The following is a 12,735-nucleotide window of genomic DNA, read 5'->3' as shown; positions in this document are numbered from 1 at the left end:
CCACCCCGACAGCATGGTTTTCATGTTTAACAAGCGCGCTTGCATAGCGAAAAGATGTGCCATAATCGGCCGACTATCGTGCCGCCATGTTTGCGGCCCATAGTTTTTTGGTACCGCAGCCGAGCCAAGCCGCCCGATGAAGAGGCGACTGGCATGTGATCAGCTCTGCGAGGGCCGCGTTTCCAGCTGTCAAAGGAGGATTTTCCCGTGAATGGTTTACTCAAGCTTTCAAGCCTGATTGATGGCCTTACCGAACGCGTCGGCAAGAGCATCATCTGGCTGGTGCTGATCGTCACCCTGATCGGTGCCGGTAACGCCGTCATGCGTTACACCATCGACTACAGCTCGAACGCCTTTCTCGAGATTCAGTGGTATCTGTTCTCGGCGATTTTCCTGTTTTGCGCCGGTTACACTCTGATGCGCAACGAGCATGTGCGTATCGACCTTGTCGCCGGTCGCTTCTCCCGGCGCGGCCAGGCGATGATCGACATCTTCGGCATCATTTTCTTCCTGATGCCGATGGCCATCGCCATCATGTACATGTCGTGGCCGATCTTTGTCCTCGCCTACGAAACCAACGAGCAATCGAGCAACGCCGGCGGCCTCACCGTCTGGCCGGTTCGCCTGATGGTCCCTATCGGCTTTTTCCTGCTGGTGATTCAGGGCTTTTCGGAACTGATCAAGCGCATTGGCTTCGTGCAGGGCCGGTGTCCGGATCCCGGCGCCAAGTCGCACACGCCGACCGCTGAAGAAGAACTCGCGCTAGCCATCAAAGCCAAACAGGGAGAACTCTGATGACCGAATTCCTGATCAACAACATGGCGCCGATCATCTTTGCTTCGATGGTCCTCTTCCTGCTAGTCGGCTTCCCGGTAGCCTTCGCGCTCGCCGCCAACGGCATCTTCTTCGGCCTGATCGGCATCGAACTCGGCCTGCTCGGCCCACAACTTTTCCAGGCCCTGCCGGACCGTATTTTCGGCATCATGAACAACGACACGCTGCTGGCCATTCCCTTCTTTACCTTCATGGGTCTGATTCTCGAACGATCAGGAATGGCCGAAGACCTGCTCGACACCATTGGGCAGCTATTCGGCCCAATGCGTGGTGGCCTGGCGCTGGCCGTCATCTTCGTCGGAGCGCTGCTCGCCGCGACCACCGGTGTCGTCGCCGCGTCGGTGATCTCGATGGGACTGATTTCGCTGCCGATCATGCTACGCTACGGCTACAACACCAAGCTCGCCACCGGCGTCATCGCTGCGTCGGGAACGCTGGCCCAGATCCTGCCGCCATCGCTGGTACTGATCATCATGGCTGACCAGCTGGGCAAGTCGGTCGGCGACATGTACAAGGGCGCCTTCCTGCCGGCTATCGTGTTGACTCTCTTCTACGTTGGCTATGTCCTGCTGGTCGCTATCTTCAAGCCCAAGTGGGCACCGGCACTGCCAGCGGAAGCGCGCACCCTGCATGGCAGCAAACTGCTGCTACGCGTGCTGACCACCATGGTGCCACCGCTGATGCTGATCTTCCTGGTCCTCGGCACGATCTTCATGGGTATCGCAACGCCGACCGAAGGCGGCGCCATGGGCGCCACCGGCGCATTGCTCATGGCCCTGGCGCGCAAACGCCTGACGCTGAGCCTGCTCAAGCAGGCAATGGATACGACCGCCAAGCTGACGACCTTCGTGGTCTTCATCCTGGTTGGCGCGCGCGTCTTCTCCCTCACTTTCTACGGTGTAGACGGGCACCGCTGGGTCGAGCATCTCCTCACCGGGCTGCCGGGCGGTGAAGTCGGCTTCCTGATCGTGGTCAACGTCCTGATCTTCCTGCTCGCTTTCTTCCTCGACTTCTTCGAACTCTCATTCATCGTCGTGCCGCTGCTCGGACCGGTTGCCGAATCACTGGGGATCGATCTGATCTGGTTCGGAATACTGCTGGCGGTGAACATGCAGACCTCGTTCATGCATCCGCCTTTCGGCTTTGCGCTTTTCTACCTGCGCTCGGTCGCGCCGGCGTCGGTCAAGACCACCGACATCTACTGGGGTGCGATTCCCTTTGTCTGCATCCAGATCGTCATGGTCGGCATCCTGATTGCGTTCCCGCAACTGGTGACTTTCGGCCTCGACAAGGAGGTCAAGGTGGATCTCGATTCGGTCGAGATCGAGATGCCGAGTTCCTCGTACGGAGGTGGCGGCGGATACGGTGCGCCTGCGGAAGGCGCGCCAGACGGACAGCAGCAAAAGCCCGGGGCTGCGGCTACCGACGCTATTCTCGACATGCTCAAGGAGAACAAGGAAAAGTAGGCGGCAGGCTGCCGTCGGCGGGAAGGTCGCCGCGCGACGGCAACAGGAATATAGGGAATGCTGACCCGAAAAGGAAACGGAGGCCATTGGCCTCCGCTTCCTTTTCTTCATCGCGAGGGCCGCCAAGCGGCCCTCTACGGACGAAGTCTGAAGTCTGAAATTAGCGCTTGGTGTTCATGTAGCTCACGTAGGCACCTTCGGCAATCCCGAACCAGAGGTTCTGGTCGGCCTGGAACTTCGCGTAGTCGTCATAGACTTTCTTGAAGCCGGGATTCGCCTTGGACGTCTCCGCATAGAGTTCCATGGCCGCCTTGTACGCAGCATCCATGATCACTTTCGGATACTGCCGCAACTGCGTACCGGAGCCGACCAGTTGCTTCAACGCCGTCGGGTTCTTGGCGTCGTACTTGGCCATCATGTCCACGTGCGCATCGGCACAGGCCATATGCAGGATTGCCTTGTACTCTTTCGGCAGCTCGGCGTACTTGGCGCTATTGACGTAAACCGACAGCTGCGGCCCGCCCTCCCACCACCCCGGGTAGTAGTAGTACTTGGCAACCTTGTTGAAGCCCAGCTTCTGGTCATCGTAGGGGCCAATCCATTCGGCCGCGTCAATGGTGCCCTTCTCCAGAGATGGATAGATATCGCCACCCGGAATCTGCTGCGGCACGGCGCCCAGTTTGCTCAACACCTCACCAGCAAAGCCACCAATACGGATCTTCAGGCCATTGATGTCGGCAACCGTCTTGACCTCCTTGCGGAACCAGCCGCCCATTTGCGCACCGGTGTTGCCACAGGGAATCGGAACGATATTCGACTTCCCGTAGAGCTCGCCCATCAACGTGCTGCCGTTACCGTAACGCATCCAGGCGTCGAGCTGACGGTTGGTCATGCCGAAAGGAATCGCGCAGTCAAAGGCGTAGGTCGGATCCTTGCCGAAAAAGTAGTACGACGCGGTGTGCGCCATTTCGACAGTGTTGTCCTTGACGGCGTCGAAGACTGCCGGGCCGGGGACGATTTCACCACCGGCGAAAACCTGAATCTGAAACTTGCCACCAGTGGCTTCGGCGACCCGCTTAGCCATGAACTCGGCACCACCATAAATGGTATCCAGGCTTTTCGGGAAGCTGGACGCCAGACGCCAGCGGATGGTTGGTGCATTCTGAGCAATCGCCGGCATGGCCACGGTACCGGCCGCCAGGCCGACACCCGCATTCTTCAAAAACGAACGTCTTTCCACAGTCTTGTCTCCTATTTTGGTTTTTTTACACGAGTTGCCCGCAGATTATAGCGAAAGCAGTCTGCCTGGGAATACGCATTTTCCGAGCCTCCGCGGCCGGCCGCGCGCCCGTCGCGCAGCTGGCCAGAGAAATTCGTAGCGCGGAAAAAGCTAGGCGCCAGCCACCTTCATCTGCTCGATGAGCAGCGACCCGACCTGCTTCGAGCCGCGCACCAGAACATCGTTGCCTACGCCGGCCACGTTTCTGAACATGTCGCGAAGGTTGCCGGCGATGGTGATCTCCTCTACCGGATGGACAATCTCGCCGCCCTCGACCCAGAAGCCGGCAGCGCCGCGCGAATAGTCGCCGGTAACATAGTTGACGCCATGGCCGAGCAACTCGGTCACCAGCAAGCCACGGCCCATCTTCTTGAGCAGGCCAGGCAAATCCCGCTTGCCGGGATGAACGATGAGATTGTGACTGCCACCGGCGTTGCCGGTGGTCTGCATCGACAGCTTGCGCGCCGTGTAGGCGCTCAGGAAATAGCCCTGCAGCTGGCCGTCAACAATCACTTCACGATCCTTGGTCGCGACGCCGTCACTATCGAAATAGCCACTGGCCAGGCCACGCGCGAGATGGGGTCGCTCGCTGATCTGTACCTTTCTGGCGAACACGCGCTTACCCAGGCTATCGACCAGGAAGGAGGTCTTGCGGTACAGGCTGCCGCCGCTGACTGCGTGCACAAAGTTGCCAATCAGCGACGAGGCAAGCGGCGCCTCGAAAATCACCGGCACCTTGCAGGTCTTGATCTTGCGCGCACCAAGCCGCGCCAGGGCGCGCTGGGCGGCGCGCTCGCCAATCAGCTCCGGCGACCCAATGGCCTGCGCATCGCGGGCCATCGCGTACCAGTCGTCGCGCTGCATGTTTCCATCTTTGCCGGCGATCATCGAACACGACAGGTAATGCCGCGAAGTCGGATAGCCGCCGATGAAACCAAGACTGTTGGCAGACACGAAATGCCCTTCCTGACTGGACACCGTCGCGCCCTCCGAATTACTCAGTCGCGGGTCGACGGCGAAGGCGGCAGCTTCGCAGCGCTTGGCCAGGTCGACGGCGGCTTCGACCGAGAGCAACCAGGGATGATAGAGATCGAGATCCGGCAGGCGCTCGCTGTCGATGGCCAGCAGGCGCGCGTCGGGCAGACCGGCGGAGGGATCGGCAGCCGTAAAGCGGGCGATGTTCAGCGCCGCCTCGACCGTCTCACGCAAAGCCGTCGCTGAAAAATCGGAAGTGCTCGCCTGGCCTTTTCGCTGACCAAGATAGATGGCGACGGCAATCGCCTTGTCGCGGTTGTATTCGATGGTTTCGACCTCTCCACGGCGAGCCGTCACCGACTGACCGAAGCCATCGGAAACATCGACCTCACAAGCACTTGCGCCGCTCTTTTCGGCATGCGCGAGAACGTCACGCGCCAACTGCTGCAGAGTTTCGAAACGGTAGCTGAACCGCGATTCGCGAGCGGCGGCGGTGGTGGGAGGGGACATGGGGCGGTGGCCAAAGGCAAAAGTCGCTATCATAGCAGCTCCGCGCAGACCGTCCGTTCCGGCGTCTGGATACGTCCCTCTCCCCAACCGACACCAGGAAAGCCCCCTCTGCCGCCGATGATCCCCCCCGAAGAAGACGAAGAAGAAGCCGGTCCGCCATCAAAAACGCAGCGCAAGCGGGCCATGGAGGAATTACAGGCCGTCGGCGAGGAACTGGTGGACCTGGCGCCCGATCGGCTAAAGAAAATCGACCTCCCGGAGGATCTGCGCGCCGCCGTCCGTACGGCACAGCGTATGACCCGACACGACGAGGCACGACGGCGACAGCTGCAATACATCGGCCGGGTAATGCGCGATATCGAAGACCCGGAACCGATCCGCAAGGCGCTGGCTGCGCTGCGTGGCGATTCGGCCGAGGAAACAGGCAGGCTGCACCGTATCGAGCGCCTGCGAACGGCCTTGCTGGCTGACGAAGCGGTGCTGTTCGGAATTGCCGAGACCTACCCAGCGGTGGATCTGCAGCGTCTCCGCTCGCTGCGACGCGCCGCCTTGAGCGAGCAGGAGCAAAGCAAGTCGCCGCGTAATTACCGCGCCATTTTCCAGTTCCTCAAAGGGCTGGAAATCCTCGACGACCGCGCCACCGGAAAGGATGGGCATGATCAATGATGATCAACTGCGGATTGGACTGCTGTCGATCAGCGACCGCGCCGCGCAGGGCGTCTATGCCGATCAGGGAATCCCGGCGCTCGAAGAATGGTTCGGCCGGGCACTTGCCAGCCCGTGGCGAAGCGAAAGACGCCTGATCGTTGACGAGCAGGCACGCATCGAAGAAACATTGAAGGAGCTGGTTGATGAGCTTGGCTGCCATCTGGTGCTGACCACCGGCGGTACCGGTCCGGCGCCACGCGACGTCACCCCGGAAGCCACCCTCGCCGTCGCCGACAAGCTGATGCCCGGCTTCGGCGAGGAAATGCGCCGCATCAGCCTGAACTTCGTGCCGACGGCCATCCTTTCGCGTCAGCTGGGTGTCGTTCGTGGCAAGGCCCTGATCCTCAATCTGCCCGGGCAACCGAAGTCGATCCGGGAAACCCTTGAGGGAGTGAAAGCGGCCGATGGCACGGTCGTGGTGAACGGCATTTTCGCTGCCGTCCCCTACTGCATCGATCTGCTTGGCGGCCCCTACGTCGAAACCGTCGCGCAGGTGGTCAAGGCTTTTCGACCGAAATCAGCGCTGCGGCCAACGGCCCCCCAAGGCTAGCGGCAAGGAGCCGCCCCCCAGGTCTTCTAGCCTTCAGGTCGCTGATTGCTCGCGAAAGCAAGCAATCTCGTACTCGCTGCCGACCTCCTCCAGCTCCATCGGAATCAGCGTCCGGCGCTGGCCCTGATGGCTGAACTCCAGCGTTTCACGGACATTAAAGCCCGCCAGCGGCAAGACGATGCGCAGGATTCCGGTTTCCCTACCATCCTGCAACCAAATACCCGGGATAGCCACCGCCGCCGAAAAACCGCTGCGCCGCGGCCGCAATTCAATGCTCAGCGCCTGCCGAGAGAGTACCTGCACGCCCAAATAGGCGTCGTCAGGACCCTGCCTGGTGAAGCGCCTGGCGACACCTAGCATCCAGTTGTCGCCACCCTCCGGCTGGACGCACAGCAGTGCACCGATGTTGATGCGCTCCGTCGCCGAATGGTCAATCTGCGCACGAAATCCGCCAAGGCTGACGTTCTCGACCACCCAGCTGTCCATCGCTACTTCATTCTCGGGGCGCGGCACGGCTCCCGAGAACAGCGAGTAGCTGTCATCAAAGCCATACAGGACGAGCATTCGCGTTTTCACCGCATGCCGCGTATGGCGGCGCTGTGGCGGGCACTTGCCCCAATACAGACGCAGATGGCGAAGTACCGGCAACAGCGCACGCGGCGCGTACTCACCGCCAAGGTTGATGTCGGACGGAATCTCACCGTGCTCGACCCGATGCAGCAGCCCTTCGAGCGCCGCCAGCGCCGTTCCCGGGGAGAAGAAGCGCAAGCCACGCCTGCTCACACCAGGGTGACGGGCCAGTCGCAGCGGTGGCGCGCCGGCTTCCGCATCGACCCAATAGACGCTGTCCGGCCGACAATTAGGGAGGAGAACAAAGTGCGGCAGGCAATGCGCAATCAGGCGGTCAGCGAGCTCGATCTGCACGGGCATCAAGCTATCCATCGAAGAGGCAAAGAAGACAATTGCATGCAGGTATTGCTCCGCCACGGTGCTCAGCCCTTGCCGCGCCGGATAGAGCTGTAGCGGCTTCTGAGCGTTAGTCGTAGTTTCGGCCACCAGATAGGTTGTGCCGAGCGCCTGCCAGAGGTCTTCTGCACCGGAACCGTAGCGAAACGCCAACCACTTGAGTTGATTGCGGCGTGCCGCCTGCGCGCGTACAAGCGCCAGCGGCAGGAAGGCCTTGAAGGCGTCGCCAGCGTTGCTCTTGGGATCCCGCTGGGCGCGTTCGATGCAGTCGGTGTACAGGGTCGCGACCTGGCTCCAATAGCCGTGGCTGCGCGTCCACAGCCGCTCTTCTTCCCGTTTCGTCAGGCGTTCTGACAGCAGGTAGTCGCGAGCCACAGCCAACAGGTGCCGCTGCGCCGCCTCATCAAGCTGGCGGAGCACATCGAAATACTGGTCAACGCGGAAGCTCTCGCTGTGCTGGAGCGAATCGAACCATCCGCTCACTTCGTCGACGGCTTTTGCCGGCCTATCGACGTGCAACTCGGCAAGAATTCGCTTCAGCTCCTTGCTGTCAGCCAGTGGATGATCTGAACGTTTCGCAAAGAAATTGAACATTATGGAACGTGAAGCCTCATCGCGGATGACTGCCGTTGGAGCGCGAATTGTAAACCAGTAATCCAGGACGAGGTCGAACGTCTGCCGAATGACGCCCGCTTGCCGCCAAGCCGATTCCTCGGCGTCGCGCGAAGCACGCTGGGCAATCGAGCGGCGTCGGCAGCGGACTGCGCCCGGCGGTCGATTACTCTACAATTCGGCCTGGATCAACGACAGGCTCAAACCATGCAGCAGTATCTCCACCTGATGCGCCATGTTCTCGAACAGGGCACGCTCAAGGCAGACCGCACCGGCACAGGTACGCTCTCGGTGTTCGGCTGGCAGATGCGCTTTGACCTCAGCGCCGGTTTCCCGGCGGTGACGACCAAGAAATTGCATCTGCCGTCGATCATCCACGAGTTGCTTTGGTTCCTGCAGGGTGACACCAATATCCGTTATCTGCGCGAGAACGGCGTCCGCATCTGGGACGAATGGGCGGACGCGAATGGCGATCTCGGCCCGGTCTACGGCCATCAGTGGCGTCACTGGCAAAGCCCGCAGGGAGGCGAAATCGACCAGATCGCAGTGCTCGTGGAGAATCTGAAAAACAAGCCTGATTCGCGCCGCCATCTGGTCAGCGCCTGGAATCCAGCCGACGTCGAGCGCATGGCGCTACCGCCGTGCCACGCCTTCTTCCAGTTCTACGTCGCGCCCGCCGGGCCAACTGACCGCGACCAGCGCGCCAAGCTTTCCTGCCAGCTCTACCAGCGCAGCGCCGACATCTTCCTTGGCGTCCCGTTCAACATCGCCTCGTACGCACTTCTCACCCTGATGCTGGCGCAGGTCTGCGGTTATCAAGCGGGCGACTTTGTGCATACCTTCGGCGACGCGCACCTCTACAGCAATCACGTCGAGCAGGCGCAACTGCAACTGACGCGTGCGACGCGAGCCTTGCCGACGATGCGACTGAATCCTGACATCGACGACATCTTCGCCTTCCGTTTTCAGGACTTCAGCCTCGAAGGCTACGATCCGCATCCGCACATCGCGGCGCCGGTCGCGGTCTAATCCGATGCAGCGTAGCGACTGCTGCTACTGCATGCCGACCGCTGGCATAGCCGCCGACAGCCGCTGCCAGGGGCGCCTTCGGAGAGGCTGGAAATGATCGTACTGATCGCTGCCGTTGCCAGAAACGGCGCCATTGGCAGGCAGCAACAATTACTTTGGCAACTGCCTGAAGACATGAAACACTTTCGCGAAACAACCCGCGACAAGACCGTGATCATGGGCCGAAAGACCTGGGAGTCGCTGCCGGCAGCGTTTCGACCGTTGCCAAGGCGGCACAATATCGTCGTCAGCCGCAATCCGGCTTACCTTGCCAGCGGGGCAACACGGGCCGGCTCAATCGAGGAGGCCATTCGCCTCGCGGGCGACGCCAGCGAGACCTTCGTCATCGGTGGCGCCGACCTCTATCGACAGACTCTGGCGCTGGCCGGTCGGCTCTACTTGACCGAAGTCGCCGCGGACTGTCCGGGAGACAGCTACTTCCCGGACCTTCCGCCTGACGAGTGGCGCGAGATCTCGCGTCGCGCGGGGAAGCCATCTGCCAAGGACTCTTGCCAAGGGCCTGGCAGCGACGAGCAGGCGACCGCAGCGAGTACCCCCGCCTTCGACTTCGTCGTCTACGAACGTCGTTAGGCGATTGCCGGAAACGAACGTACCAGATTGCGTCGGATTTTCGGTCGGCTTCAAGGCGCGACAACAGGCGCATAGTCGAACTACGTACCTGTGTCGTAATACAGAAGACGGGCGAAAAGACAAGCAGGGTGATATGTTCTTTGACAGAAATCGCCTTAACAGTCATCACCTGTCGAGATACGCCAGATCATCGAAGTCATGACCGTAGCCCTTGTTCCGCGGGGGAAAAGTACCAGCTACGTCACCAGACTACGGGTGTCAAGGTCTTGGCGGTTGCCAGACGGTTGGCGACGAGAATAAGATGCACGCCTTGCCTCTCCCAGAAATTCCCGATGACGGACTCACTGCACAGCTATCTTGATGGACCCGAAGGGGCTGGCAAGGTCTTGGCACACGCCAGACTCCTGGCCAGGCTGGCGGGATTATTTCAAGAGATCGCGCCGCCACATCTTGGCCAGGCAAGCAGCTTGGCCAATTACAAGTCGGGGATCGTACTTATCCACGCCAGCAGCGGCGCCGTGGCGACCAAGCTACGCCAGATGGCGCCGACACTGGTCGATGAATTTTTGCAGCGGGGCGTGGAGTGTAGGGGGCTTCAGGTGAAAGTCCAAGCTCGCGCCCGCCCCGCGGCGGCCCGCGCGGCGGAGCAAAAGCCGCTCAGCGCCAGGACCAGCCAGCGCTTGACGGCATTGAGCGACTCGCTGCCGGCGGCGTCGTCTTTGCGCTCTGCGCTCGAACATCTGCTGGCGCACGCCGCTAGAGAGGAATGACCGCCACGCGTTCGAGGATCAGAAGCGCGAATACCAGCAAGGCGACGATCAGCGCGTAGCGAAAAAGACGCCAGGCGAAATGCAGGTAGCGCGCGTCTCGCGTAAACAAAAAGATCAGCACCCCGCTGGCAACGGTAATCACCGTCAGGACCGCCAGCAGACGCAGCAACCACACCTCGTCAGAACGCCGGCAAGGCCAGCCAGCGTGAAAGCGACGGCGGAGCGAGGCCAGCGTTTTCGAAACTGACGTATTCCCAGGCATCCGGAGTGGCCAGCAATTGCCGAGCCAGCGCGTTGTTCAGTGCGTGCCCTGACTTGTGGGCGACAAATGACGCCAAAAGCGGCTGCCCGAGCAGGTACAAATCGCCGATGGCGTCGAGAACCTTGTGCTTCACGAACTCGTCGCTGTAGCGCAGTCCATCGGCATTCAGGACGCGGTACTCATCGAGTACGACGGCGTTTTCCAGCCCGCCTCCTTGCGCCAGGCCGTTCTCGCGCAACCACTCCACCTCCTGCATGAAACCGAAGGTTCGCGCTCGCGCGACTTCGCGAGCGTAGGAGTTGTCGGCGAAATCAATGCACACCGACTGCCCGGTGCGGTCAATCGCTGGATGATTGAAACCAATCGAGAAAGTCAGGCGAAAGCCGTCATAAGGCTCGAAACGCGCCCACTTCTCACCGGACTGGTCGCTATCGCGGACTTCAATCGGACGCGTGACGCGAATGAATTTCTTGGCGACCGCTTGCTCTTCGATCCCCGCCGACTGAATCAGGAAGACAAACGGCGACGCCGAACCGTCAAGAATTGGGACTTCGGCGGCATCCAGATCGACAAAGGCGTTGTCGATGCCGAGACCGGCGAATGCCGACATCAGGTGTTCGATGGTGCCCACCTTGGCGCCGTCGACTTCCAGGCAGGAACACATGCGCGTGTCGCCTACGAGCAAGGCCGAGGCCGGCAGATCGACGACCGGATCGAGATCGAGACGTCGAAAAACGATGCCTGTCGCAGGCGCAGCCGGCCGCAGGCTCATATTTACCTTGACGCCCGAATGGAGGCCGACGCCAGCGGCGCGGACTACGGACTTGAGTGTTCGCTGCTTTAGCATGTACTTGAAAAACCGATGGAATCGGCGCATTTTAACACAGTCGGAACTGCCTTGAAACGCGCCGATCCCGGCAGAGGAGTTAGTGCAGGGCTGGCTTCAGTCGGCCTGTTTTCTGAGAAAGGCCGGAATATCCCAACGATCCACACCACTGTTGGCCAAGGCTTCGACGGTCGCGCTACGCCCTTTGCGAAACACCGCTGGCGTCTGGTCAAGGCTCGAATAGTCGACACTCTGCCCGTGCGCGTAACGGCCGTCAGTACCGGTCGCCAGGGTCACCGAGCTGTTGATCACTTCAAAGCTCTGCCTTTTCGCCTGCGCCTGACCCAGGCCGGTGGCCACCACCGTCACGCGAATCTCGTCGTCGATACTTTCGTCATAGACCGCACCGAAGATGATGTGCGCGTCGTCAGCAGCGAAGGCGCGAACCGTGTTCATGACCTCGTTGACTTCCTTCATCTTCAGCGAACGGGTGGCCGTGATATTCACCAGTACGCCCTTGGCCCCCGAGAGGTTGACTCCCTCGAGCAAAGGCGAAGCGACCGCTCTTTCGGCAGCAATCCGCGCCCGGTCGACACCGGCAGCGCTGGCCGAGCCCATCATCGCCATGCCCATTTCGCCCATCACCGTGCGCACATCCTCGAAGTCGACGTTGACCAGTCCCGGGAAATTGATGATTTCGGCAATGCCGCCAACCGCGTTACGCAAGACATTGTCGGCTGCCTTGAAGGCATCGTCCATGGAAACGTCATCGCCGAGAACGTCCATCAAACGGTCATTGAGAATGACAATCAGCGAATCCACGTGCTTCTGCAGTTCGGCGATACCCGCTTCAGCAATTTTCAGACGCTTTCCTTCGAAGCCGAAGGGCTTGGTCACCACGGCGACGGTGAGGACGCCGAGTTCGCGTGCCACCTCGGCGACGATCGGTGCGGCGCCGGTACCTGTGCCGCCGCCCATGCCTGCGGTAATGAAAACCATGTGAGCACCGGCCAGCGATGCGGCGATGGCCTCGCGCTCTTCCTCGGCAGCACTACGCCCGGCCTCCGGCTTGGCGCCCGCGCCAAGACCGGTCTTGCCCAATTGCAGGCGCTGCACGGCAACGCTGCGGTTGAGCGCCTGCGAGTCGGTATTGGCGGCGATGAAGTCGACGCCATTGACGCCTTCGCGGATCATGTGATCGACGGCATTGCCACCGGCACCGCCGATACCGATGACCTTGATCACCGTATCGCGTTCCCCGCCCAGTTCTTCCTTATCGATGATTTCAAACATTATCGTCTCCTCTGCAAAAAGCTTA

General features: G+C 60.8%; 13 protein-coding genes. 7 read left to right on the top strand and 6 right to left on the bottom strand.

Features of this window, described 5'->3' with window-relative positions; genetic code table 11:
* The first annotated feature begins 207 nt into the window (after positions 1-207).
* Both QZ648_RS07890 and QZ648_RS07885 read left to right on the top strand, forming a co-directional pair.
* Positions 208-795 carry a TRAP transporter small permease subunit gene (locus QZ648_RS07890; RefSeq protein ID WP_169064878.1) on the top strand — a complete coding sequence of 196 codons (588 nt, stop codon included), beginning with the start codon at positions 208-210 and terminating at the stop codon, positions 793-795.
* Positions 795-2,300 carry a TRAP transporter large permease subunit gene (locus tag QZ648_RS07885; protein WP_291996626.1) on the top strand — a complete coding sequence of 502 codons (1,506 nt, stop codon included), beginning with the start codon at positions 795-797 and terminating at the stop codon, positions 2,298-2,300. Before QZ648_RS07890 ends, QZ648_RS07885 begins: the two co-directional genes overlap by 1 nt.
* Before the next feature lie 160 nt (positions 2,301-2,460).
* Here the strand turns inward: QZ648_RS07885 and QZ648_RS07880 are convergent, their stop codons facing one another.
* Together QZ648_RS07880 and pmbA are read right to left on the bottom strand one after the other, a co-directional pair.
* Positions 2,461-3,540: a TRAP transporter substrate-binding protein gene (locus QZ648_RS07880; protein ID WP_169064876.1), complete on the bottom strand. Its 1,080-nt coding sequence runs from the start codon at positions 3,538-3,540 to the stop codon at positions 2,461-2,463.
* A 150-nt stretch (positions 3,541-3,690) separates the two neighbouring features.
* Entirely contained in the window at positions 3,691-5,064 is a 1,374-nt protein-coding gene (gene pmbA, locus QZ648_RS07875) for a metalloprotease PmbA (RefSeq protein ID WP_169064875.1), read from the bottom strand.
* 117 nt (positions 5,065-5,181) lie between these two features.
* Between pmbA and yjgA the strand changes: the two genes are divergently transcribed.
* Complete coding sequence (gene yjgA, locus QZ648_RS07870) at positions 5,182-5,730, top strand: ribosome biogenesis factor YjgA (protein WP_291996625.1); 549 nt, start codon at positions 5,182-5,184, stop codon at positions 5,728-5,730.
* Entirely contained in the window at positions 5,720-6,322 is a 603-nt protein-coding gene (gene mog / locus QZ648_RS07865; RefSeq protein WP_291996624.1) for a molybdopterin adenylyltransferase, read from the top strand. The genes yjgA and mog overlap by 11 nt, the downstream gene beginning before the upstream one ends.
* Before the next feature lie 33 nt (positions 6,323-6,355).
* Here the strand turns inward: mog and QZ648_RS07860 are convergent, their stop codons facing one another.
* Complete coding sequence (locus QZ648_RS07860; protein ID WP_291996623.1) at positions 6,356-7,882, bottom strand: hypothetical protein; 1,527 nt, start codon at positions 7,880-7,882, stop codon at positions 6,356-6,358.
* A 225-nt stretch (positions 7,883-8,107) separates the two neighbouring features.
* Between QZ648_RS07860 and QZ648_RS07855 the strand changes: the two genes are divergently transcribed.
* From QZ648_RS07855 to QZ648_RS07845, 3 genes are all read left to right on the top strand, one after another.
* Positions 8,108-8,929: a thymidylate synthase gene (locus QZ648_RS07855; RefSeq protein ID WP_291996622.1), complete on the top strand. Its 822-nt coding sequence runs from the start codon at positions 8,108-8,110 to the stop codon at positions 8,927-8,929.
* Between the two features lie 93 nt (positions 8,930-9,022).
* Positions 9,023-9,559 (top strand): dihydrofolate reductase, encoded by a 537-nt coding sequence (locus tag QZ648_RS07850; protein ID WP_169064871.1) that lies wholly within the window; start codon positions 9,023-9,025, stop codon positions 9,557-9,559.
* A 332-nt stretch (positions 9,560-9,891) separates the two neighbouring features.
* On the top strand, positions 9,892-10,329 hold the full coding sequence (locus tag QZ648_RS07845) for a DciA family protein (protein ID WP_291996621.1): 438 nt from the start codon (positions 9,892-9,894) through the stop codon (positions 10,327-10,329).
* On the opposite strand, the gene QZ648_RS07840 is transcribed toward QZ648_RS07845, so the two are convergent.
* From QZ648_RS07840 to ftsZ, 3 genes are all read right to left on the bottom strand, one after another.
* The gene (locus QZ648_RS07840) at positions 10,316-10,504 is read right to left on the bottom strand and encodes a hypothetical protein (protein WP_169064869.1); all 189 of its coding nucleotides are present in this window, start codon (positions 10,502-10,504) and stop codon (positions 10,316-10,318) included. The two genes, QZ648_RS07845 and QZ648_RS07840, sit on opposite strands and share 14 nt — an antisense overlap.
* Before the next feature lie 4 nt (positions 10,505-10,508).
* Positions 10,509-11,438, bottom strand: coding sequence for a UDP-3-O-acyl-N-acetylglucosamine deacetylase (gene lpxC / locus QZ648_RS07835; protein WP_291996620.1), 930 nt, complete (start codon positions 11,436-11,438; stop codon positions 10,509-10,511).
* 96 nt (positions 11,439-11,534) lie between these two features.
* Entirely contained in the window at positions 11,535-12,710 is a 1,176-nt protein-coding gene (gene ftsZ, locus QZ648_RS07830) for a cell division protein FtsZ (RefSeq protein WP_169064868.1), read from the bottom strand.
* Positions 12,711-12,735: the final 25 nt, after the last annotated feature.

The sequence above is a fragment of the Candidatus Accumulibacter sp. ACC012 genome (assembly GCF_907163155.1).
In the GTDB taxonomy this organism is placed as follows: Bacteria; Pseudomonadota; Gammaproteobacteria; order Burkholderiales; family Rhodocyclaceae; genus Accumulibacter; species Accumulibacter delftensis.
This window is presented reverse-complemented; position numbering and strand designations above follow the sequence as displayed.